The sequence below is a fragment of the Streptomyces sp. CA-210063 genome, assembly GCF_024612015.1.
Taxonomy (GTDB): domain Bacteria; phylum Actinomycetota; class Actinomycetes; order Streptomycetales; family Streptomycetaceae; genus Streptomyces.
Genome location: NZ_CP102512.1, coordinates 6845484 through 6868583, shown reverse-complemented (window position 1 = coordinate 6868583; position 23100 = coordinate 6845484). Strand labels below are relative to the sequence as shown.

The 23100-nt window shown below is 70.1% G+C and carries 14 protein-coding genes; 5 read left to right on the top strand and 9 right to left on the bottom strand.

The genetic code is table 11. The features are described from left to right. Positions 1-15: 15 nt before the first annotated feature. Positions 16-342, bottom strand: a complete 327-nt coding sequence (locus tag JIX56_RS30050) for a hypothetical protein (RefSeq protein WP_257551209.1) — start codon at positions 340-342, stop codon at positions 16-18. Between the two features lie 5 nt (positions 343-347). On the opposite strand from JIX56_RS30050, the gene JIX56_RS30045 reads away from it, so the two are divergent. From JIX56_RS30045 to JIX56_RS30035, 3 genes are all read left to right on the top strand, one after another. Next, the gene (locus JIX56_RS30045; RefSeq protein WP_257545141.1) at positions 348-713 is read left to right on the top strand and encodes a DUF4180 domain-containing protein; all 366 of its coding nucleotides are present in this window, start codon (positions 348-350) and stop codon (positions 711-713) included. A 384-nt stretch (positions 714-1097) separates the two neighbouring features. Continuing rightward, positions 1098-1901 carry an endonuclease I family protein gene (locus JIX56_RS30040; RefSeq protein WP_257545140.1) on the top strand — a complete coding sequence of 268 codons (804 nt, stop codon included), beginning with the start codon at positions 1098-1100 and terminating at the stop codon, positions 1899-1901. Positions 1902-2210: 309 nt separating this feature from the next. Further along, positions 2211-3716 (top strand): FG-GAP-like repeat-containing protein, encoded by a 1506-nt coding sequence (locus JIX56_RS30035; RefSeq protein WP_257545139.1) that lies wholly within the window; start codon positions 2211-2213, stop codon positions 3714-3716. Between the two features lie 117 nt (positions 3717-3833). On the opposite strand, the gene JIX56_RS30030 is transcribed toward JIX56_RS30035, so the two are convergent. The 6 genes from JIX56_RS30030 to JIX56_RS30005 form a co-directional block, all read right to left on the bottom strand. After that, the gene (locus JIX56_RS30030; RefSeq protein WP_257545138.1) at positions 3834-4310 is read right to left on the bottom strand and encodes an SUKH-3 domain-containing protein; all 477 of its coding nucleotides are present in this window, start codon (positions 4308-4310) and stop codon (positions 3834-3836) included. Further along, positions 4291-10704 carry an RHS repeat-associated core domain-containing protein gene (locus JIX56_RS30025; RefSeq protein ID WP_257545137.1) on the bottom strand — a complete coding sequence of 2138 codons (6414 nt, stop codon included), beginning with the start codon at positions 10702-10704 and terminating at the stop codon, positions 4291-4293. Before JIX56_RS30025 ends, JIX56_RS30030 begins: the two co-directional genes overlap by 20 nt. A 91-nt stretch (positions 10705-10795) precedes the next feature. Continuing rightward, a complete protein-coding gene (locus tag JIX56_RS30020) occupies positions 10796-13702 on the bottom strand; it encodes a LamG-like jellyroll fold domain-containing protein (protein WP_257545136.1) in 2907 nt (968 codons plus the stop codon). A 200-nt stretch (positions 13703-13902) separates the two neighbouring features. Then, positions 13903-15594 carry a thiamine pyrophosphate-binding protein gene (locus JIX56_RS30015; RefSeq protein WP_257545135.1) on the bottom strand — a complete coding sequence of 564 codons (1692 nt, stop codon included), beginning with the start codon at positions 15592-15594 and terminating at the stop codon, positions 13903-13905. Then, entirely contained in the window at positions 15591-16592 is a 1002-nt protein-coding gene (gene speB / locus JIX56_RS30010; RefSeq protein WP_257545134.1) for an agmatinase, read from the bottom strand. The genes JIX56_RS30015 and speB overlap by 4 nt, the downstream gene beginning before the upstream one ends. Positions 16593-16648: 56 nt before the next feature. After that, complete coding sequence (locus JIX56_RS30005; protein ID WP_257545133.1) at positions 16649-18103, bottom strand: sodium:solute symporter; 1455 nt, start codon at positions 18101-18103, stop codon at positions 16649-16651. 104 nt (positions 18104-18207) lie between these two features. Here JIX56_RS30005 and JIX56_RS30000 point away from each other — a divergent pair, with 104 nt between their 5' ends. Both JIX56_RS30000 and JIX56_RS29995 read left to right on the top strand, forming a co-directional pair. Next, on the top strand, positions 18208-19800 hold the full coding sequence (locus JIX56_RS30000) for a PucR family transcriptional regulator (RefSeq protein WP_257545132.1): 1593 nt from the start codon (positions 18208-18210) through the stop codon (positions 19798-19800). Between the two features lie 96 nt (positions 19801-19896). Beyond that, on the top strand, positions 19897-20691 hold the full coding sequence (locus JIX56_RS29995; RefSeq protein WP_257545131.1) for a phosphatase: 795 nt from the start codon (positions 19897-19899) through the stop codon (positions 20689-20691). Between the two features lie 48 nt (positions 20692-20739). On the opposite strand, the gene JIX56_RS29990 is transcribed toward JIX56_RS29995, so the two are convergent. Further along, entirely contained in the window at positions 20740-21618 is an 879-nt protein-coding gene (locus JIX56_RS29990; protein ID WP_257545130.1) for an acyl-CoA thioesterase, read from the bottom strand. Between the two features lie 61 nt (positions 21619-21679). Continuing rightward, positions 21680-22837 (bottom strand): acyl-CoA dehydrogenase family protein, encoded by a 1158-nt coding sequence (locus JIX56_RS29985; RefSeq protein WP_257545129.1) that lies wholly within the window; start codon positions 22835-22837, stop codon positions 21680-21682. Between the last annotated feature and the right edge of the window lie 263 nt (positions 22838-23100).

Below are 23100 nucleotides of genomic sequence, written 5' to 3'. Positions count from 1 at the left end.
GGGTCCGCCATCGCATCACGACAGTCCGGGCGAGTCCGATGCCGTCGGATCGCTCAGAGCGTCGTAGCCGTCGAATCCCGCATCGGCGGTGCGGTCGGACAGACGCGCACCCCGGCTCTCCGCGATCCGATGGACATCGGTCAGCGACTCGGTCATCCGGGCAAGCAGAAACCGGAGTTGTGGGGCGGTGGCCCGGCGGTCGGCGAGCAGGTCGGCCGCGTGACCGAGGAGTTCCCCGGCCATGTCCAGTTGCACACGCTCCACGTTGTCGGCCATCCGCGAGACATGGCCTCGGCCATCGCCCACCACATAACGAGAAGACGAGCGGGGAAGTAGCCTCAGCGTTCATGACCACCACCCTGCAGACGATCCACGACGTGCCCGTTCTGATGTGCGCCCCCGAGGGCGAGACGATCGCCCGCGAGAGCGACGCCCTGGATCTCATCGGCAACGCCGGGTACCAGGGCGCCGCTTGGGTGGTCGCCCCCGTCGAACGGTTCGACGAGACGTTCTTCCACCTGCACACCCGTGTCGCCGGCGACATCATCCAGAAGTTCGTGCAGTACCGCGTGGGCCTCGCCGTCATCGGTGACATCTCCCGCCACACGACCGCCAGTTCGGCCCTGCGCGACTTCGTCCGTGAATGCAACCGCGGCCGCCAGACCTGGTTCCTGGCCGACGTCGACGAACTGCGCGAGCGCCTCGAGGGCTGAGCAACTCACACCGGTTCGGGTTGCCGTTCCGCTCGTCGTTCCGGCTGCCGCTCCGGTACGGCCTCCCGCGCCCACAGTCGGTCGGTCCGCACATGGCCGTAGACGACCGAGGAGCGCGACGAATACCGTCCCGCCGTAGGCCGCAGCACGCCTGATTCCCCACGTCAATGGGGGTCTTCCCTCGACTCGGGGCATGTTGAGGGGAGTTGCGGCACGGGGGTTGCCCCGTTAGCGACAACGTCACCGAATCGCCTTCCCGCCGTAACACACGGACTGACCCGTCCATGCCAATCTCTCGGTTACCCACACAGTCAACCCGCGTAGACCGAGGCTCCCCGTACCAACTCCTCGTGCTGCGCGGCCCTCTGGGAAGGGACACCCCTCATGCCCGCTGCGCGGATTCGCAGTTGGAAGACGGTCGCATTCGCGACGTCGGCCGTGCTCGTCGGTCTCGTCCTGCCGACGGCCACCGCCGCCCCCGCCTCGGCGACGACGACCGCGTACGACAGCACGTACTACAAGAACGCGATCGGCAAGACCGGTACGAGCCTCAAGTCCTCCCTGCACACGATCATCAGCCCCCAGACGAAGCTGTCGTACTCGGCCGTCTGGGAGGCCTTGAAGGTCACCGACCAGGACCCGAGCAACAGCAGCAACGTCAAGCTGCTGTACAGCGGCATCTCCCGCAGCAAGTCCCTCAACGGCGGCAACTCCGGCAACTGGAACCGTGAGCACGTGTGGGCCCAGTCCCACGGCGACTTCGGCACCTCCGCCGGCCCGGGCACCGACCTGCACCATCTCCGCCCCGAGGACGTGGCGGTCAACGCCCGACGCGGCAACCTGGACTTCGACAACGGCGGCAGCAGCTTCACCAACAGCGGTGGCAGCCTCGCCGACACGAACTCCTTCGAGCCCCGCGACGCGGTCAAGGGCGATGTGGCCCGCATGATCCTCTACATGGCCGTCCGGTACGAGGGCGACGACGGCTGGCCCAACCTGGAGCCCAACGACCTGGTCACCAACGGCGGCACCCGCTTCCACGGCCGCCTCTCCGTACTGAAGGCCTGGAACGACGAGGACCCGCCGGACTCCTTCGAGGAGCGCCGCAACGACCTCATCTACAGCAACTACCAGGGCAACCGGAACCCGTTCATCGACCACCCGGAGTGGATCGAGGCGATCTGGTAGACGCCGGATCACGAACGAACGCACAAGCGAGCGCACAAGCGAACGCGCAACGAACACACAGGGCGAACTCCCGGTCCGGCGGCCGGGAGTTCGCCGTGTTCACAGGCCGACCTTTTACGTCCCCCTGTGTGCATTCACAGGTCCAGCGGCAACAGCTCCGAACCCCTGGACGAACCCTCGTCCAGGGGCCCTCCGCCAGTTACCCATTCATGACATCCGAACGTACAACCGGTGAACCCCCAACCGAGTCGGACTACACGGACGCGGCGCTTCCGCGCGCCGGACCCCACCGACCCGAAAGGCACGTGCATGTCACGAGCACGAGCAGCAGCACGACGAGCAGGACGCAGTACCCGCACCGCACGAGTGAGCGCACCCCTGGCCGCGGTGGTGCTGCTGGCCGGAGGCCTGACCGCCTGGTCCCTCGGCCCGGCCTCGGCGGCCACCGCGTCGGTGGGCGTGGCGGACGACTTCAACGGGGACGGGTACGCCGACCTGGTCATCGGCGCCCCGAACGCCACGGTGTCCGGAAAGGCCAAGGCGGGCTATGTGGCCGTCATGTACGGCTCGAAGAGCGGGGTCTCGACGGCGAAGAAGAAGCTCGTCAGCCGTTCGACGAGCGGCGTGCCCGGCTCCGCCACGGCGAACCAGCGCTTCGGCTCGACGTTCACCAAGGGTGACCTGGACCGGGACGGCTACGGCGACCTGGTGATCGCGGGCGGTACGGCGGGCTCCGTGATCGTCTGGGGGTCGGCCTCCGGTCTGACCGGCGGTACGAGCGTCGCCGGGTTCGGGGCGGCCCCGCAGGCGGGCGACTTCGACGGCGACGGCAAGACCGACCTCGCGCTCTTCTCCGCCCAGTCCGTCGGCGGCGACGACCCCGAGGGCGCACCGGCTGCCCTGTGGAAGGGCCCGATATCCCGCGCCGGCAAGCCCACCGCCGTACTCGATCTCCTCGACAAGTCCCTGTGGTGGGGCTGGAACGAGGACGACGCCTCCTGCGCGAGTGGCGGCGGCTGCGAGAACGGCCCGTCCTCCATCACCGGTCCGGTCGTCTCCGGCCAGGTCGGGGACGTCAACGGCGACGGCCGGGACGACCTGGTCCAGTGGCACTACACGGGCGACGGCACCTGGGGCAACCGCCTTCTCCTGGGCGGCAGTTCGGGCTTCACCCGGGGTTACGTGCCCGGGGACGACGTGAGCCGCGACCCGGCGGGCACGGGCATCGGCGACGTGAACGGCGACGGCTACGACGACGTGGTCGTGGGCGCGGACGGCTGGTCCGACCAGGTGCGGGTGGCCTACGGCTCCGCCACCGGCCCGTCCGAGGCGAGCACCAAGACCTTCGACCAGGACCTCCCCGGCTTCCCCGGTGTGCAGGAGGACGGCGACCTGGTCGGCTCGGCGGTCTCGGTCGCCGACGTCACCGGCGACGGCTACGCCGACCTCGCCCTCGGCATCGCGTACGAGGACGTCGACGGCATCGTCAACGCCGGCTCGGTCGCCCTCGTCCCCGGCAGCGCCTCCGGCATCACGGGCACCGGCACGCGGGTGTTCCACCAGAACACCGCCGGGGTCCCCGGAGTCGCCGAGAAGGACGACAAGTTCGGCGCCACCACGGCCCTCCTGGACCTCAACGGCAACGGCCACCCCGACCTCGTCGCCGGCGCCCCCACCGAGAACAGCGACAACGGAGCCGTCTGGGTCCTCCCCGGCACCACCACCGGCCTGACCACCACGTCGGCGCTCGCCTTCGGGCCCCAGGACCTGTCGGGCCCGTCCACGGACGCGATGTTCGGAGCGGCCCTGCGCTGATTTCCGGTTCGGCGTGACCGCGACCCCCGCGGTCAAAGGCCTTCGGCCCCCGCCCTGTCGGGCGGGGGCCGAAGGCCTTCTCACATCACTGTCAGCGGTCGTGTGTCATGACCGCCGTCAGTCCAGCCGCTCAGGACGAACTCTGTCGACCAGATGCACCAATGCTTCCTCCGGGCTTCCGCCATAGAGGGCGAGAAACGCATCGTAGGCGCCGTACGTCCGGCCCCCCTCGGCGACGAGAAGCACGAGAGGACCGGAGGCCGCCGTGCCCACGGGCGTCAGCTTCTCTCCCGTTCGCTGCTCGTATCCCGTCAGCTTTTCGCCGTTGACGATGCGACTGGCGCGCTCGGCGTTCAGTTCGCAGCTGTGCGTCCCTGGATCGAGCGGATGGCGGGGGTAATCGAAGCAAGTTCCGTTGAATTCCTCGACGAAACGCAGCGCCGTCGGCGAGCAGTGGATTCCCAGCTCATCCCAGACATCCCTGATGTGCTGGACGTCCGCTTCGGAGGCTATCCACCGGGCGTCCTCCGCCAGGATGTCCGACAGCCTTTCCGGCAGTCCTGCCTCGCGAGGGCTATCCGGCCGATCCGTCACGCGCGCCGCCCCCTCCCAGAATTCTTCTGCACCAGCCGCACGACGGGAACGGTGCTCCGTCCGCCCGGGTGATGGTGAAGTAGTCGATCTCGTCGAGGCTTGCTCCGACATCATTCATCAGATTGTTGCACGCGTGGAACTCCGCGCAGGTCCCCGGATCCCACTCCTCCAGATGGTTCCCCTGGGCCTGCATGTCCTGTGCTTCCTGCAGGCGGGGAGCGAGATCGGGGTGGACGTTTCCGGGTACGGCACCGCTTTCGCCGTAGCGGCGCTCTCCCGTGTACCCGTCGCGCGCCCCGGCACCGGCGGTGTTGTTGGTGCCGCTCTTCTTGGCCTCCGCCCTCGTCCACTCGGGGAGGTCGTCGTCGGCGCTGCCCGCAGGGCTCTTCTTCCCGCCGTCGTCACCGCCCTTGCCGCCCTTGCCGCCGCCCTCGGTCTTCGCTCCGCCGGAGTCGCCCTTCTTCGTCTGGGGCGCTTCCTTGGCCTTGGCCGGAGGGGCGGGCTTGGGGGTGGGCTTCGGTTTCGGGGCCACCGGTGGCGTGACCGTGTCGGCGGCGTCGACCGCGTCCTCGGTCTTCTTGGCCGCCTTGGTGGTGTCGGTCGCCGTGTCGACGGCGTCGACCGCCTTGTTGACGTACCGCGCGCCCTTCGCTGCGGTCGCGCCGTAGCCCGCGATCGGGATGGCCGAGGCATAGGACAGGCCCGCGTCGATGTAGTTACCCTCGGCCGTGTACCAGACGCCGTTGAGCAGGTCGGCGGGCTCGCCGAAGCCGGGGACCAGGCCCACGACGTCGAGGGCGCCGTGACCGATGGGGCTGATCCAGGACTCGCCCCAGTACAGGCCCGTCGGGTCCGGGAAGGCGAGCGGGTTGTTGCGCCCGTAGGCATACGCGTTGAGGTGTTGCGGGTCCGCGACATTCAGCACGGGGTCGACGGAGACGAAGCGGCCTGCCGCCGGGTCGTACGCGCGGGCGCCGAGCTGGATCAGACCCGCCGACGCGTCCGCCGTGCCGCCCACGAAGGACTTGTCGCCCGGCCACGCGCCCGCCGCCGGCTTGGCGCCACGCGCCTCACCGAACGGCGACGTCCGACGCTGTGTGATCGCCGAGTCCGCGGCCTTGATCGCGATCTCAGCCGTGCCGTTCTGGCCACCCACCAGCCAGGTCACCCCGGCCGACGTCCGCACAGCGATCTGCTTGCCGCCGTGCGAGTAGTAGCGCGTGCCCGACAGGGAGTTCTTCGCCGTGTCGAGGCGGATCTCCTGGCTGCCCAGGTAAAGGGTGATCGCGCCCTTCTCCTTGCGGAGCAGGCGGCTTCCGTCCGGGCCGTAGACGTACGAGGTCTTGTTCGCCTCGTCGAGGTTGTCACCGGACAGATAGGGGGTCACCGCGCTCAGGCGGCCCTGCTCGTCCCAGTCCAGCTTCTGGTCGACCGCCGGGGAGAGGTCCGTCGCCGCCTTGGTGCGGCGGACGGTGTTCCCGGTCTCGTCGTACTGGAAGCTCTGGGCCGCGGTCACTTCCTTGGCCGCCGTCGCGGTGCGTACCTCGGCCGACTTCAGGGCGTGCGCGTGCATGCCGCCCTTGGTGTCCTGGGCCTTCGGCACGTACGTCGTCGTCTGCGTGATCGCCGCGTCGCCGGTCGTGCCGGTTGCGTGGCGGACCTCGCTCGTGCGGTTGCCGACCGCGTCGTAGGTGTACGAGTGCCGGTACGGGGCCGGGCCGCCGACGGTCGCCTCACCGGCGCTCGGCGCGCAGGCGGTCGCCGTCTGGGTCCACGCCTCGGTCAGGCGGCGCAGGTAGTCGTACGTGAAGCACTGGACATCCGCCGTCTTACCTTCGGGCGCGTCGGCGATCTTCTGGATGTTGCCGGTGGCGTCGTAGCCGTAGGTGATGTCGGAGTCCGGGGTCTTGACGATCTCCCGGTCGATGCGGGCGCGTTCCAGGCGCCGGGTGCCCTCCTCGTAGGTGTTGGTCAGCCAGGTGTACTTGTCCGCGCTGGCGGTGCCCAGGGTCAGCTGGAGCATCTCGCCGTAGTTGGAGTAGCGGGTCTCGCGGGCGTAGTCCGTCGAGTCGCCCAGGGTGAAGGACGGCAGACCGGTCGCCGTGTAGCCCGTGGTGATCGTCTCCGCCGGGAGCCCGCCGACCGCCGGCAGGCTGATGTCATCGATCGAGCCGTCCGGCTTGTACGACGCCGTCGAGGTGTACGTGCCGGCCAGCTTGCCGGTGTCCGCGGAAGCGGGGATCGTCACCGACGTCTTCGTCGGACGGCCCGCCACGTCGTACGCGTCGACCGACGAGGTATAGCCGTCGTCTCCCACCCACTTGGTGGCCGAGGTCAGACGCCCCTTGCCGTTCGGCACGGTCGCGCTGTCGTACTCCCAGGTCGTCAGCTTCTTGTCGCCGTTGTACAGCGAACGCTGACGGCCCAGCTTGTCGTAGCTGAAGGTGAGAGTGATCTCGCGCTGGTTGCGGATCGTCTTGAGCTGGTCCAGGTCGTTGTACGTCATCCAGGACGTACCGGCGTCGGGGTCGACGGACTTGGTCTGACGGCCGCGCACGTCGTACTCGGACGACCAGACGTTGCCCGCCGTGTCCTTCACCTCGGTGAGGCGGCCCGCCGCGTCATAGTCGTACGAGGTGGTGTCCGCCGCACCGGTCGGCGAACTGGCCTTGAATTCCAGGACCTTGGTCTTCTGCCCCTGCGCGTTGGTGTACGTCGCGGTGGGCGTGGCGCCCGCCGGTGGGTCGACCGTGGTGTGGTCGCCGTGGTACGCGGTCTTGGTGCGCCACTTCTCGGTGCCGGCCACGCGGAAGATCGAGTCGGTGGCGCGGCCCGCCGCGTCGTATACCGTCTCCGTCTCCCGAGGCGTCCCCTCGGAGGCGTCCACCACGTTCACGAACGTCGTGCCGACGGCGGCCGTGTTGTAGAACGGGCCGATCTCCTTGACCGCCAGCCCGCGGCTGTCGTACTCGGTGGTCGTGATGACCCGTCCCGAGTTCGCGGCCGGCGTCTGCGTCTGGCGGGGCCTCAGCAGGCCGTCGCTGAGCTGGTGGCTGGTGGCCACCGAGCCGTTCGGCAGCAGCGACTTCGTGGTGGTGACGACGGGCGCGTTGTTGCGGACCAGGTAGGCGTATTCGATGCTCGCCGTGTCCGTCGCCTTGGCGCGGCCCGGGAGCCAGACCTTCAGCAGACGGCCGAGGGCGTCGTACTCCAGGTCGGTGCGCTGCTTGTTGGCGTCGACCGTGGCGGTGACCAGGCCCCAGCGGCGGTCGACGGTGGAGGTGGTGGTGTTGCCGAGGGGATCCTCGACCTTCATGCCCGTCACCGGGCCGCCGGTGGTCGGCGTGTACGTCGTCTTCGTCGCGTTGCCCGCCTGGTCGGCGGACTCCACGACACGGCCGTGCACGTCGTACTTGGCCGTCGACGTCGTCACGTACTGCGGGGTGCCGTCGGCCGCGTACCCCTTGACCTTCTCACTGCGCACCACGTCGCCCTTGGTGGGCGTGGTGCCGTAGGTGTCGCGATCGTCGTACCAGGTGCGGACGTCGGAGATCGCCTCGCCCTTGTACGAGGTCGGCGCGCCGTCGTCGCAGTTGACGGGGACGACCGTGACGCGCTTCAGCAGCGTGAGCAGGTTCGCGTCCGTGTTGCGGTTGTACGCGTTCGTCGTGCAGGTGTCGTCGTCCGGGTCGGCCAGGTCGCCGGAGTCGGAGGAGCGGGACAGCATGCCGTACGCGTCGTAGAAGTGCTCGATCGAGGCGCGGCGGACCTTGCCGTCGTCGAGGGCGGTACGGGTTCTCACCGACTTGACGGCGGCGAGGCTCGCCTCGTCGCTGCCCTCCGTCGCCGTGGCCTCGGACTTCCAGGGCGTGCTGACCGAACCGGTCACCTCCGCGGCGCCGTTGAAGCTGCGCTGCTCCAGCTGGAAGCCCTGGTGGCGGGCGTCGTCACGGATCTTCGTGCCGTCGGAGGCGGTGACCGAGACGGACTTGGTGCCGCCGGACTCCTTCTCCCGGTCGCCGTCCATGCCCTGGAGGTAGGTGGTCTCCGTGCGGAGCTGCTTGCTGCCGGCCTCACCGGTCTTCGTGATGACCGAGCGGAAGCCGCGCCACTGGTTCCACGTCTTCTTCTTGGTCTTGACCAGCTCGCTGTCGTCGAAGGCCCAGGCGGCGCCCGAGTAGTCGTAGGAGGTGACCTTGTTGGGGCCGGTGACCGTGACCTCGTCCTCGATCACCGTGTCGACGACGAACTTGTGGAACCAGTCCTCCTTCTCCCCGACCGTGCCCTCCTTCGACCAGAAGGACGGCATGCAGCGTTTGGTGTTGGTCTCGGGGGTGGGGAGGGTGGTAGGCGTGCACTCGTTCGGCTTGTAGTTGACCGAGATCGTGCCGCCCGTCTCCGACTGGATCGCCCGGATGCGCCACTTGTACATGGGCAGGCGGTCGTCGGAGCCGGTGTCGACACGGTTGGCGTCCTGCCGCTCGTAGAAGGTGACCTTCGGGAGCTTGTTCGCGCCGTCCTTGCCGGAGTGCGTGACCGACTCCAGCCACATGGCCGGGGCGTGGGTGGTGTCGGCGCTCTGGTACTTGTGCGCGAGGTCCCACTCGTCGACGTCCGTGTACGTCTTGCCGTCGGACCCCAGCACCTGCGTGGTGACCTTCGCCAGCCGCTTGCGGGAGAAGAAGGTCGGGGACCACTGGTCCTTGCACTCGGTGTCGGAGGTGCAGATCTGCTCGAACGGCACGTCCGGCCAGCGCTTGGCGGTCGACTCCTTCAGGTCGGCCGGCTCACAGTCGGCGGCGGCGCCGGTGCAGCGCTCGGCGACGTCGAAGACGACCTGCGCGGGCGCGGTGGTCGTGTTCTCCTTGCCCTGCTGCTCGCCGTACTCGATCCGCTTGAGGTACCCGCCGCGGTCGTAGGAGACGACCTTGTCGCCGCGCACCGAGTCGTACTTGTTGGTCTCGGTGCCGTAGTAGTACGTCATCGAGTTGCCGTGCACGTCGATGACGTAGTCGAGGTTCCAGCGCCAGGCCTGCTGGCAGCGGGAGTCCTTGAAGGTGTCGGCGTGGCAGGGCTCGTCCTTGTCGTCGCCGAAGACCGGGACCTCGAAGGTGGAGCCGGTGCCCTCGGTGTCGGCGGCCTCCGACTCGCGCTTGCCCTTGCCGAAGTGGTAGCGGGTGCCGTCGGTGGTGGTGACGACCCAGTACTCGTCGTTGTTGTCCGAGTTGAAGCCGTCGTGCTTACGCTCGATGCGGGTGCCGTCGTCCTGCTTCAGGCGCCACTCGTTCTCGCCCTTCTTGACCAGCTCACCGGCCCGGCCGCCGAAGTTCATGGTGGCGTTGTCGGAGTGCCAGCACAGGTCGTACTTCTGCGACCCGGCCTCGTCGTGGCCGTCCTCCGTGCAGCCCCGGTACGAGCGCTCGATGTAGCCGGCGCTGAGGTCGAAGCCCTCGCCGATCCAGGACGTCTGGTTGTTGCTGGAGGCCGTACGGCCGTCCGTGGACGCGGAGTTGTAGCCGAGACCGAGCTGCGGGGAGGGCCCGGCGATCGCGGGCGGGACCCGCAGCGGGTACTGCCAGGTGAAGCTGCCGGTCTGACCCGCGACCTGCCAGGAGGCGGACGGCGCCAGCGAGGTCGCGGTGTAGGAGCCGGAGCCGCCGGAGGCCGCGGCCGCGACGGCGAGCAGCGGGGCCTTGGCCGCGGGCAGCGCGGCGACGTCGGCGGTGAGCTTCTGGTCGCGGACGTTGTTGTCGGTCTTCAGCGGGGTGCTGGTCTGGCACTTGGCCGCCTTGGGCGTGGTCAGCGCGCAGTCGGGGAGTTCGACCAGGCGCAGCCGCTGGGCCCAGTCGCCGCCGTAGGCCTGGGCGAAGGCCGCGTAGTCGACCTCGACGGAGACCTTTCCGTTCGAGGTACGGCTGTCGGCGCGGGTCACCTTCAGCAGCAGGCCGTCGATCCCGGCCTTCTGCGCGGCGGCGTGGCTGAGGACGTCGACCTTGGCCCGGGTGGGCGCGGCGGCCAGGGCGGACCGGGTCTTGCCCTGGGGCGGGCCGACACGGACGGGGAGGGACCCCGCCTTGGCGCTGGACAGCGCACCGCGCTTCTTGGAGCCGGCGAGATCGACGGTCGCACTGCCCGCCTTCGGCCAGGTGGCCTTGAGGTCCAGCGGTTTCCCGTACCCCTTGGTGTGCTTGAGCGGGGTGGCCTGGCCGTCCTCGTCGACGACCGGGGTGGAGGCGACGTCCTGGGTCTTCGGGCGCCGCTTCTCCCGGGCCTCGTCGGGGTCGTCGCCGAGGGCCGGCGTGCCCTGGAGCAGGGTGACCGTCAGGGCGGATGTGATCGTGACAGCGATGGCTTTCGCCCAGCCATAGGGCATACGTCTGCGTGATGGGCGCACGCGTGCTCCCCCTCTGAATGGTGTGGAAGACGCCCTGGTCAGGGGCGTTGAAGGTCGGCTGTGGCTCAGTCGTTCGTGAGCCGGGAGATCTCTAGTCGTTCGCGAGCCGGAAGATCTCCGTCGCGGACAGCAGGCCGGGGACGAGGCGTACGTCGTCGACGTCGCCGGTGAAGGGGTCGGACCACTCGCCGCCGTACTGCGCGCGGCCGATGTTGAGGCCCTCGGAGGCGTTCCAGACGTCGGTGACGGTCGCGCTGCCCTGCTCCTCGCCGTCGACGAAGAGCGTGAACCTCCGGGCCACCGGGTCGTAGGTCCCGGCCAGGTGGACCCACTTGTTCACGGTCGCGGGCCGCTCGCTGGTCGCCATGGCGCGGACGAGGTCGGAGTCGGCCGTGTCGCTGAGGTGGCGGCCGAAGATCCAGCGCTTGTAGGCGGTGGAGTAGTAGAGGTTGAGGCCGTTGCCCTGGCTGCCCGCCTGGCTGATCACCGAGATGTTCCGGTCCAGCGAGGTGGGCCGCACCCAGACCGAGACGGTGAACGCCTGGCCGGTGTGCACGGCGGACACGGCGGTGGCGTGGTCGGTGGTGCCGTTGAAGCGCAGCGCCTTGTCGGCCGGGTCGCTCGCGGAGTTGTGGCCGGCGACCCAGTCGGCGCCCTTCACCGTCAGCGTCCGGTTGTGGCCGGAGGCGTCGGGGGCCGTGGTGCCGGAGGTCTGGTCGAGGCCGTAGACGGCGGCGGCGCAGGTGTCGGCGAGCACGTCGGCGCAGGCCCGGTCGACGGTGAAGAAGTACTTCTCCAGCGGGCCCCGGTTGCCGGCCCGGTCGACGCTGCGGACGTAGAGCACGTTCGGGCCGAAGGTGCTCGGCGCGACCTCGATGGTGGCGTTGCCGCCGAGGGTGGCCGGGTCCGCCTTGCGGGTGGGGGTGTCGTTGCCTAGGTCCCACTCGTAGAACTCGACGTCGTTCTTGAAGACCGGGTCGGAGTTGCCGTTCGCGGAGAAGGTGAAGTGCCGCTTGCCGCCCGCCGGCAGGTCGGCCTCGCTCGCCACCGGCGCCACGTGCGGTTTGGTGTCGGGCCGCTCCACGTCCACCACGAACTCGCACCAGTCGGACCACTCGGAGTACCCGGAGTCCTTGAGCTTGCCGGTGGAGCCGTCGTAGGTCTGGGCGTGCCACTTGTAGCCGTGGCCGTGGGCCAGCTCCTTGATGGGGATGTTCTCCTCGAACTTGCCCTCGTTCTGCGGTCCGTCCTTGCCCTCGTAGACCATGGGCCGGCCGTCGACCTGGTCCCACACCCGGAAGGTCGCGGTGAGGTTCTGGCCGGTGCCGTCGGTGTGGGAGTCGGCGTCGGTGCCGGTGACGGACATGGTCGGGGTCGCGTCGCGGATCCAGGGCCGCTTGGTGTTGTCGGTGGTGCAGGCCTTCTCGTCCGGGTTGGTCAGCCGCTCGCCGGTGGGCTTGGTCGGGCGGGTGTTGTACGTGACGACGAGCTTGGCGTTGTCACCCCGGAACCGCTTCCAGGAGTTGGGGTCGTCCTCGTCGGCGGCGCGCAGGGAGAAGGCGATCGGGTCCTCGGCGGCGGCCTTCTTGCGGACGGAGGAGGTGAGGTTCTCGTTGCTCTCGTCGGCACTGTCCGCGAAGTCGACCCAGCTGGGCGGCGCGTCGGGGCTGCAGCTGTCGCCCCGGCCGTACGCGACGGTCCGGTCGACCATCAGGTCGCCGTCCTTGGGCTTGTTGTTCCAGTTGGTGGCGGAGTCGACACCCCCCTCGGCGACCATGTGCAGGTTGACGGTGCTCTTGGTGCAGGAGAAGGAGAAGGTCTCGTAGACCTCGAAGACGGCCTTGGAGATGGTGCGGTTCTTCCAGCCGGCGGTGGAGAACTGGAAGTACATCCGGTTCGTGTACGGCGAGCCGCTGCACACGTAGTAGATGCCGCCGATGGTCTTGGCCGAGCAGCGGCCGACACCCTCGTCCTTCTTGAACTTGTGGAACTCGGTGCTCGGGTTGCCGCTGGACACATACAGCCACTCGCTCTTGGACATCCCGGCCTCGGGGTCGATGTAGACCGGGAAGTCGGTGTCGGCGGCGGTGAGCAGGGCGCGGTCGGGCTCGACGGTGACGGCGGACGCGGAGACGTCGAGGGCCATGTCCGCGACCTTGGCGCCGGCGTCGGGCGCCTCCTGGGCGGGCGTGTCCGTGCCCGAGGCGGGAACGGCGTCGGTCGGGACCCCGGTGGTGGACGAGTCCCACATCTTGGGGGCCTGCCCGCCGAAGACGATCTCGCCCGAGGCGTCCACCGCCTGGAGGCCACCGGTCGGGCCGGTGCCGAGGTCCAGGCCCTCCGACCGTACGGGCAGCCGAAGTTCGGCCAGTTCCGCGTTATCGGCCGCCTCCGGAGTCTTCACCTCAAGGACGTACGAGTAGCCGGTGACCGAGGCGCTGGCCAGCAGGTCCACGCCGGGGAGCACCTCGCGGTACTCGGCGGTGTCCCCGTCCAGGACCGGCTCGGGCAGCGGCGCGGGCCAACTCAGTGTGAAGGACCTGCCCTCCTCGCCGAGCGTGACGAAGTCCGACGAGCCGCCCGCCGCGAAGGCCAGGTCGACGACGGCGGCCTTGGGACCGACCGTGCCGTCCGGGCGGCGTTCGAGGGTCGCGTCCGCCTTCTCCCAGCTGCCGTCGGGAGCCTGCACCCGCTGCGGCTGGACGCTGGTCTCGCTGGTCAGCGTGCCATCGGGATTGGCGTAGACGAGTTCGTCCTCGGCACGCCGGTCGACGATCTCCACGCGTTCGCCGGTGGCGGCGGCCTTCGCGAAGGCGGACGCCTCGGCGCCGGCGGGCGCGTCGGGTGTGCTGTTCGTGGTCGGTTCGGTGGTGGACTCGGGCGCGGCGACGGCAGGTGCTCCCGCCGTGGCCACTGTTCCGGTGAGTACGACGGCGGTGCCGAGCAGCACGCCGAGTTTTCGGGCAGCGCGAGGCCGCCGGTTCCAACGGGCGGTCATTCCCGTTGCTCCTTCCCCCGTGGGCTCTCCCCAGAGCCCCTTATGAAGTTTGTGTGGCCGAACTGTGGGACGGCCGTGGGTCCGTTGAAACCTAAAGTGGCGCGTGGGACTCAGGGAAGGAGGATTAATTCGGACGCATGGGCGATTCCTCGGGGGAATCATCACCTCCGGTCATGTGACGTGCATCACATGTCGTGACGTCAGTTCTGCACGTGCGTCGGCGCGAACATCCGCAGCACCGTCGGGAGCACGACCACCGAAGGGCCGGGCGTGGCAAGGGACTTGGCCAGGTCCTCGGTGAGGGTCTCGGGGGTGGTCCGCAGGCCCGGCACCCCGAACGACTCCGCCAGCGCCACAAAGTCCGGTCGCGTCAGCTCGGTGCCGGTCGTCTCCCCGAACGCGTCCGTCATGTACTCGCGGAGGATGCCGTATCCGCCGTCGTCGACGATGAGCCAGGTGACGTCGAGGTCGTACTGCCGGGCGGTGGCCAGCTCCGCGATCGAGTACAGCGCGCCGCCGTCGCCCGAGACGGCCAGCACCGGCTGCGTCGGGTCGGCCGCCGCCGCGCCGAGGGCCGCCGGGAAGGCGTAGCCGAGCCCGCCGGAGCCCTGGGCGGAGTGCATGAGGTTGGGGCCCTTGGCGTCGAAGGCCGACCAGGCCCAGTACGCCAGGATCGTCATGTCCCAGAAGGAGGGCGCGCGAGGCGGCAGGGCCCGCCGGATGGATGCCAACAAGTCCTGTTCGAGGGTGAGTTGTTGTCCATCGATACGCTCACCAACCCGCGCGAGCACGTCACGCACCCGCTCCGGCGCCGACTCGTCCTCCCGCGGCTCCTCGATCGTCTCCAGCAGCGCCTGCAACGCCAGTCGCGCGTCCGCGTGGATACCCAGGGCCGGGTGGTTCGACTCCAGCTTCCCGAGGTCCGCCTCGATCTGGATCACGCGTCCCCGGGGCCTGAACGTGTGGTAGTTCGAGGAGAGTTCGCCGAGCCCGGAGCCGACGACCAGCAGGACGTCCGCGTCCTCCAGGAAGTCCGTCGTGTGGCGGTCCTCCAGCCAGGACTGGAGCGACAGCGGATGCGTCCACGGGAACGCGCCCTTCCCGCCGAACGTCGTCACGACCGGCGCCGACAGCCGCTCCGCCAGCTGCCGCAGCTTGCCGGACGCGTCCGCCCGTACGACCCCGCCGCCCGCGATGATCGCCGGGCGGGCCGCGGAGATCAGCAAGTGGGCTGCCAGCGCGGTCAGTTCGGGGCGCGGCGGCAGCTCCTCGGGGAAGGCGTCGCCGCCCGTCACCACCGGGATCGACGTCTCGGCCAGGAGTACGTCCTGCGGGATCTCCACCCACACCGGGCCGTGCGGGGCGGTCAGCGCGGACTGCCAGGCGGCGGCAACGGCGGAGGGGATCTGGGACTGCGCACGGACGGTGTGGACGGACTTGACGACACCCCTGAACGAGGCGGACTGGTCCGGGAGTTCGTGGAGGTAGCCGTGGCGGCCACCGCCCAGGCCGGCCGTCGGGATCTGGCTGCTGATGGCGAGGACGGGGGCCGAGGCGGCCGCCGCCTCCTGGAGCGCGGCCAGGGACGTGAGCGCGCCCGGGCCCGTCGACAGGAGCAGCGGGGCCGCCTCGCCGGTGATGCGGCCGTACGCGTCCGCCGCGAAGCCGGCGTTGTTCTCCACTCGCAGACCGATGTACCGCAGGTCCGAGCGGCGCAGCGCGTCGAACATGCCGAGCGCGTGCTGGCCGGGCAGCCCGAAGACGGTCGTCGCGCCGAGGCCGGCCAGCGTCTCCACGACCAGGTCTCCGCCGTTGCGGCCGTGGGGAGGGTTCAGCGCGGCCTCCGTCTGGGCGGCCGTCGGGCGGAGTACCAGGTCGTGGTCGTGGGTCACTTGCCCTCGTTCTCCTTGCGGGTCTCGGCGATCTGCCGGGCCATGATCGTGGTGAGCTCGTACGCCGTGTGCGAGGCGGCCACCGCGGTGATCTCGGCGTGATCGTACGCGGGCGCCACCTCGACGACGTCGGCCGATACCAGGTTGCAGGACGCCAGCCCCCGCAGGATCTCCAGCAGCTCCCGGGAGGTCATGCCGCCGGCCTCCGGCGTCCCCGTGCCCGGCGCGTGGGCCGGGTCGAGGCAGTCGATGTCGATGGAGATGTAGAGGGGGCGGTCGCCGATGCGCTGACGCAGCTGGTCGGCGACCTCGTCGACGCCGCGCCGCATCACGTCCGCCGACGTCACGATCCCGAAGCCCATCTTCTCGTCGTCGGTGAGGTCCTGCTTGCCGTACAGCGGGCCGCGTGTGCCCACGTGCGACAGTGCCTCCGTGTCGAGGATCCCCTCCTCCACCGCCCGCCGGAACGGGGTGCCGTGCGTGTACTCGGCGCCGAAGTACGTGTCCCAAGTGTCGAGGTGCGCGTCGAAGTGCAGCAGCGCCACCGGACCGTGCTTCTTGGCGACCGAGCGCAGCAGCGGGAGGGCGATGGTGTGGTCGCCGCCGAGGGTCATCAGCCGGGCCCCCGTGCCCAGCAACTCGTCCGCCGCCGCCTCGACCGTGTCCACCGCCTCGTTGATGTTGAACGGGTTGGCGGCGATGTCACCGGCGTCCGCGACCTGGGCGAGGGCGAAGGGGGAGGCGTCCTGGGCCGGGTTGTAGGGGCGCAGCAGCCGGGACGCCTCACGGATCGCGTTGCCCCCGAAGCGGGCGCCCGGCCGGTACGAGACGCCCGAGTCGAACGGCACGCCCACGACCGCGACGTCCGCGCGGCCGACCTCGTCGAGGCGGGGCAGCCGGGCGTAGGTCGCGGGGCCGGCGTACCGGGGGACGCGGGAGGAGTCGACCGGGCCGCGGGGCGCGTCGACGGGACCGCGGGGCGTCTCGATGCTGCTCATGGGGTAAAGCCTTCTTTCTTACGCTTCGTCGCGTATGTACAACTCTGCTGACGACTCTACTGGTGAGTCGGTACGGGTTCGGTCACGAGTTCGGGGGTCCGCCCGGCGAGACGCTCGCGCCAGGCGTCGAGTACGGCGGCGTCGGTCGCCGGGGTCGCCAGGGAGACGGCGACGTACGCGACCAGGGAGGAGAGCAGGCCGTAGTAGACGGGCTCGTTGGCGAGGATGCCGTAGGACGCCATCAGGCCGATGACCGCCAGGCCGCCGACGATCACCGAGGCGAGGGCACCCTGTGCGGTGCCGCGCCTCCACAGCAGGCCACCGAGGATCGGGACGAGGAGTCCGCCGACGAGGAGGTTGTAGGCAACGGTGAGGGCCTCGATGACGTTGTTGAGAGCGATGGCCGTACCGATCACGGCGAGGCCCATGATGAGGATGAAGGCGCGGTTGCCCCGCACTTCGTCGCGCTCACCGGACGTGGCCTTCCCCCGCACCCGCGACCAGATGTCGTTGTTGGCGACGGTCGCGCAGGCGATGAGCGCGCCGGAGGACGTCGACATCACGGCGGCCAGGGCGGCGGCGAGCACCAACCCCCTGACGCCGAGGGGAAGTTCCTCCTTGACGATGGTCGCGAAGGCGTCGTCGGCGCTCGCGAGGTCCGGGAACAGCACCTTGGCCGCCGTACCGATGACGGCGCCGGCGAGGGCGTACGCGAGGCAGTAGGTGCCCGCGACCGTGCCGCCCCACTTGGCCGTCCGGTCGCTCCGGGCGGTGAACACGCGCTGCCAGATGTCCTGCCCGATGAGCATGCCGAACGTATAGATCAGGACGTACGTGAAGATCGTCTCGCCGCCGATGCCCAGCGGGTCGAAGTACGAGGTGGGGAGCTCGTCCCTCATCTCGCCGAACCCGCCCGCCTTGACGACGGCGATGGGCAGCAGGAGCACCAGCACGCCGATGGTCTTCACCACGAACTGGACCATGTCCGTCAAGGTGATCGACCACATGCCGCCGAGCGTCGAGTACGCGACGACGATCGAGCCGCCGAGGACGATCGCGAGCGTGCGGTTCATGTCGAAAAGGACGTCGAAGATCGTGGCGTACGCGATGGTGGAGGTGACGGCGAGCATCAGGGTGTACGCCCACATGACGACACCGGAGATGACGCCCGCGCGGCCGCCGTAGCGCAGGTCGAGCATCTCGGAGACGGTGTAGACCTTCAGACGGGCGATGCGGGCCGAGAAGAAGACGGAGAGGGCGAGCAGCCCGAGGCCGATGGTGAACACCATCCACGCGCCGGACAGCCCGTACCGGTATCCCAGCCCGACCCCGCCGATGGTGGAGGCGCCGCCGAGGACGATGGCCGCCATGGTGCCGGAGTACATCGTGGGGCCGAGGCGGCGCCCGGCGACCAGGAACTCGCTCTTCGACCTGGCGCGGCGCATGCCCCACCAGCCCATGGCCAGCATGCCGGCCAGATAGACGACGATCACGGTGTAGTCGACGGCCACGGGGCCCTCCTCAGCTCGGTGTCGCCGGCGGGTGACGTGCACCGACAGTAGGTGGCCGGAAAGCGACTGCGAAGTGTACGTTTCATCCATTCGAGCGGGGTGACATGGAGGGAACGCACACCATGCCGGAGTCAGCCGCGCCACCCGCCCCGGCGGTCCCTCCCACCCCGCCCGTGCCCCTCTCGGCCCTCCTCGCCCGCGAGGACCTGGGCCTGCGGCAGATCGCCGGGCCCCTGGACGAGGGGACGGTGATCCACTGGGCGCACACCTCGGAGATGTCGGACCCGTATCCGTATCTGCTGGGCGGCGAGCTGCTGCTGACGGCCGGCGTCCACATCCCGGAGGCGGCGGGCTCGGGCACCTACTTCGACGACTACGTCTCCCGCATCGTCGCGGCGGGCGGCGCGGCCCTCGGCTTCGGCGTCGCCCCCGTGCACGACACGGTCCCCAGGGCGCTGGTCGCCGCCTGCGACACCTACGAGCTGCCGCTGATCGAGGTCCCGCCCCGGACGACCTTCTCGGGCGTGGCCCGCGCGGTCTGGCAACTCATGGCCCGCGCCCGCCACGCCGAACTCCGCCGCGTCACGGAGGCCCAGCAGGCCCTCGCGGCCGCCGCGTCCCGCCCGGACCCGGTCCCGGCGGTCCTGCGCCAACTGGCCCAACGGGTGAACGGCCGGGCGGTGCTGTACGGCCCGGAGGGCACGGAACTGGCGGCCTTCGGACGCGAGCCGGAGAAGGCGATCAACCAAGGCCTGGCAGCCCTGACAACAGTGGTCCGCCCCGGCCCCGCCAGGGGCGCGGGGAACTGCGCGACCAGCCACGAACCACCCGCACCCGCCAGAACACCGCAACCTCCCGAGCTCTCCCCGCGCACTCCCACCCCCTCCTCCGCCACGGACACAATCAACGGCACCCACCTCGCCGCCTACTCCCTGGGGTCAGGCCGCGGCTTCACTCTCGGCGTAGCCACCCCGCACCGCACCCCCGGCGACCACACCATCACCTCCGTCGCCGCCGTCCTCCTCTCCCTCCTCACCGGCGAACAGCAGAGCGGCACGGGCGCCGCCCGCACATCCGCGCTGGTACGGCTCCTGCTCGGCGCCGAGCCGGCGGACGTGGCGCCCCTCCTGGGCGAGACCACCCGCTGGCACGTCGTACACGCCCGGCCCCCCGAGGACGGCCCCCCGCCGGACGCCCTGGCCGCCGCCGCGCTCGGCGCGGCCCTGGGCTCGGCCCTGATCGACACCCGGGACGACGTCGTACGCGTCCTGGTCCCCGCCGACCGCGAGGTCACCCCCCAGGCCGGCTGGACCTGCGGGGTGAGCGCCCCCGCCGAGCCGCACGCGTGGCCGACCGCCGACGTCCAGGCCGCCCGGGCCCTGGCCCGGGCCAGGGCGACACGGACGCCGCTGGTCCGGCACGGGCCCCGCACGACACTCACCCAGCTCCTGCCGGAGGCCGACGCGACCGCCCACGCCCGCGCCCTGCTGGCCCCCCTCTCCGCCTCTCCGTCCCTCACCGAAACCCTGCGCACCTGGCTCTCCCTGCACGGCAGTTGGGACCGCACGGCCGTCGCGCTGGCCGTCCACCGCAACACGGTCCGCCAACGGATCGGCCGCTGCGCGGCGTTGCTGGACGCGGACCTCGACGACCCGGACGTGCGCATGGAGTTGTGGTTCGCGCTGCGACAGGAGTGAACCGGCGGCGGGCGCCCAGGGCCGAGGGAGAGTGACGCAGGTCGCAGCGGGCGGTACGTCCGCGACTCCCACAGTTGTCTGCCTCACAATGGACGCATGCCGATACCCGGGACCCCCAGCCGCGCCGAGCTCGTCGAACACCTCGTGAAGACGCGTATCGCGGGCGATGTCGCCACGCCGCGCGAGAACAACCTCTCCCACTACCGCGAACTGGCCAACGGCAACCGCCACTACTGGCTCGGCCTGGAGCTCGGGGACCGCTGGAGCGACGAGCAGGACGTGCTGGCCGTGATGGCGGAGCGCGTCGGCGTGAACGACGACCCGGGGTACCGCTACGGCCAGGACACCATCGACCCGGATCTGACCGTCGACGCGCTGGAGCGCATGGCGGCCCGGCTGCGCAAGGCCGCGGAGGGCGGGCAGCGCGTCCTGTTCGCCACCGGCCACCCCGGCGGTCTGCTCCAGGTGCACCACGAGACGGCGCGGGCGCTGCGCGCGGCCGGCTGCGAGATCATGGTCATCCCGGACGGCCTGCAGACGGAGGAGGGGTACGTCATGCAGTTCGCGGACGTGGCCGTCCTCGAACACGGCGCCACCCTCTGGCACACCCACTCCCCCGAGCCGATGCGCGCCATCCTCCGGGGCCTGGAGGGCGCCGGCCGCCCGCTGCCCGACCTGGTCGTCGCCGACCACGGCTGGGCGGGCTGCGCCGGCCAGCTCGGCGTCGACTCCGTCGGCTACGCGGACTCCAACGACCCGGCCCTCTTCCTCGGCGAGTCCGAGGGCACCCTCCAGGCCGTGGTCCCGCTCGACGACCACGTGGTCAGCCCGCGCTACTACGACCCGATGTCGGCGTACCTGCTGGAGCAGGCGGGGCTCAAGGAGAGGTAGGCCCCGGGCCTCGGAGCCGGCCAGGTCTCAGGGCGAGCCGGCCGGATCTCAGGGCGTCTTCGGCCTCGGTACGCGGACGACGCCCTCCTGGATCACGGAGATCGCGAGGCGGCCGTCCTGCGTGTAGATCCGGCCCTGGCCGAGGCCGCGACCGGCCGACGCGGACGGCGACTCCTGGTCGTACAGGAGCCATTCGTCGGCGCGGAACGGCCGGTGGAACCACATGGCGTGGTCGAGCGAGGCCCCGACGACGTCGCCGACGGCCCAGCCGCCGCGCCCGTGCGCGAGCAGGATGGAGTCGAGGAGCGTCATGTCGGAGACGTAGGTGGCGAGGACGACATGCAGCAGCGGGTCGTCGTCGAGCTTGCCGTTGGCGCGGAACCACACCTGGGAGTGCGGCTCGCGCGGCTCGCCGTAGCGGCCGTAGGGCGGGTCGTCGACATAGCGCAGGTCGACGGCGGCCCGGGCCTGAAGCATCTTCTCCACGACGGCCGGGTCGAGGCCGTACGCCGGGAGCCGCTGCTCGGCGGTGGGGAGGGTCTCCGGGTCGGGGGAGAACGGCATGGGGGCCTGGTGTTCGAGGCCCTCCTCGTGCCGCTGGAAGGACGCGGAGAGGGCGAAGATCGGCTGCCCGTGCTGGACGGCGACGACGCGGCGCGCGCTGAAGGAGCGGCCGTCGTTCATGCGCTCGACGGTGTAGACGATGGGCGCGCCGGCGTCGCCGACGCGCAGGAAGTACGCGTGGAGGGAGTGGGGCAGCCGGTCCTCGGGGACCGTCCGCCCGGCGGCGACGAGCGCCTGGGCCGCGACCTGCCCGCCGAAGACCCTCGGGACGATGGCGGGCCGGGACTGGCCGCGGAAGATGTTCTCCTCGATCTGCTCCAGGTCGAGCAGATCGAGGAGAGACTCAAGTGGTACCTGACTCATGAGGCCATTTGTACTGGACAGTAATTTCCGGAACCTTACGGCCCCATGTCCCCGTAGATCCCTACAGACCCATGTCCTTGGCGATGATCGACTTCATGATCTCGCTGGTGCCGCCGTAGATGCGGTTGACGCGGTTGTCCGCGTACAGGCGGGCGATCGGGTACTCGTTCATGAAGCCGTAGCCGCCGTGCAGCTGGAGGCAGCGGTCGATGACGCGGTGGGCGACCTCGGTGCAGAACAGCTTGGCGCTGGCGGCCTCGGCGGGCGTCAGCTCACCGGCGTCGAGGGCTTCGAGCGCGCGGTCGGCGACGGCCTCGGCCGCGTCCACCTCGGCCTGGCAGGCGGCCAGCTCGAACTTGGTGTTCTGGAACGACGCGACGGGCTTGCCGAAGACGACGCGGTCCTGGACGTACTGCTTGGCGAACCGGACGGCGGCCTTGGCCTGCGCGTAGGCGCCGAAGGCGATGCCCCAGCGCTCGGAGGCGAGGTTGTGGCCGAGGTAGTAGAAGCCCTTGTTCTCCTCGCCGAGCAGGTCCTCGACCGGGACCTTGACGTCGACGAACGCCAGCTCGGCGGTGTCGGAGGTGCGCAGCCCGAGCTTGTCGAGCTTCCGCCCTATCGAGTAGCCCTCGGACTTGGTGTCCACGGCGAAGAGGGAGATGCCGTGCCGCCGGTCCTCGGCGCTGGGCGCGTCGGTGCGCGCACAGACGATCACGCGGTCGGCGTGGACACCACCGGTGATGAAGGTCTTGGACCCGTTGAGGACGTAGTGCGTGCCGTCCTCGCTGAGCTTGGCGGTGGTCTTCATGCCCGCGAGGTCGGACCCGGTGCCCGGCTCGGTCATGGCCAGCGCCCACATCTCCTCACCGGAGACGAACTTGGGCAGGAACCGCTTCTTCTGCTCGTCGTTCGCGAGCATCTTGATGTACGGCAGACCGAGCAGCACATGCACACCGGAGCCACCGAAGTGGACGCCCGCACGGGCCGTCTCCTCGTACATCACGGCCTCGAACTTGTACGAGTCGATGCCGGCGCCGCCGAACTCCTCCGGCACGTTGATGCCGAAGAGACCCAGCTCGGCCAGCTTGTAGTAGAACTCGCGCGGCGCCTGGCCGGCGGCGAACCACTCGTCGTACACGGGCACGACCTCGGCCTCGATGAAGGCACGCAGGGTCTCCCGGAACGCCTCGTGATCCTCGTTGAACACCGTACGGCGCACCGCCGGCCCCTCTCTGCGCCTAAGCCGGCGCCGCTCTCGCGGATGTGGTTGCTCGCCGTCCGGGTTCCTCAATTGATGGTTGCGGTCCCATCGACACGGCTAAGCGCTTGCTCAGACAACCGTACCGGCGGGTAGACAAGCCCGTCCAGACCAACCCCTCCGTAACGCTCGTCACGTCGGCGCGGACCCGCGCCGTCGGGGGCGCGGGGAAGCGACATATGCGGCTCCGCCGCGTGGGCGCGACCAGCCACGCCCGGCCGGCA

Bases quoted from the DNA above. Each gene is read 5' to 3' on its own strand.
- JIX56_RS29990 (WP_257545130.1), bottom strand. From the start codon at position 21,618: ATGAGTCAGGTACCACTTGAGTCTCTCCTCGATCTGCTCGACCTGGAG.
- JIX56_RS30020 (WP_257545136.1), bottom strand. From the start codon at position 13,702: ATGACCGCCCGTTGGAACCGGCGGCCTCGCGCTGCCCGAAAACTCGGC.
- JIX56_RS30000 (WP_257545132.1), top strand. From the start codon at position 18,208: ATGGAGGGAACGCACACCATGCCGGAGTCAGCCGCGCCACCCGCCCCG.
- JIX56_RS29995 (WP_257545131.1), top strand. From the start codon at position 19,897: ATGCCGATACCCGGGACCCCCAGCCGCGCCGAGCTCGTCGAACACCTC.
- JIX56_RS30045 (WP_257545141.1), top strand. From the start codon at position 348: ATGACCACCACCCTGCAGACGATCCACGACGTGCCCGTTCTGATGTGC.
- JIX56_RS30035 (WP_257545139.1), top strand. From the start codon at position 2,211: ATGTCACGAGCACGAGCAGCAGCACGACGAGCAGGACGCAGTACCCGC.
- speB (WP_257545134.1), bottom strand. From the start codon at position 16,592: ATGAGCAGCATCGAGACGCCCCGCGGTCCCGTCGACGCGCCCCGCGGC.
- JIX56_RS30040 (WP_257545140.1), top strand. From the start codon at position 1,098: ATGCCCGCTGCGCGGATTCGCAGTTGGAAGACGGTCGCATTCGCGACG.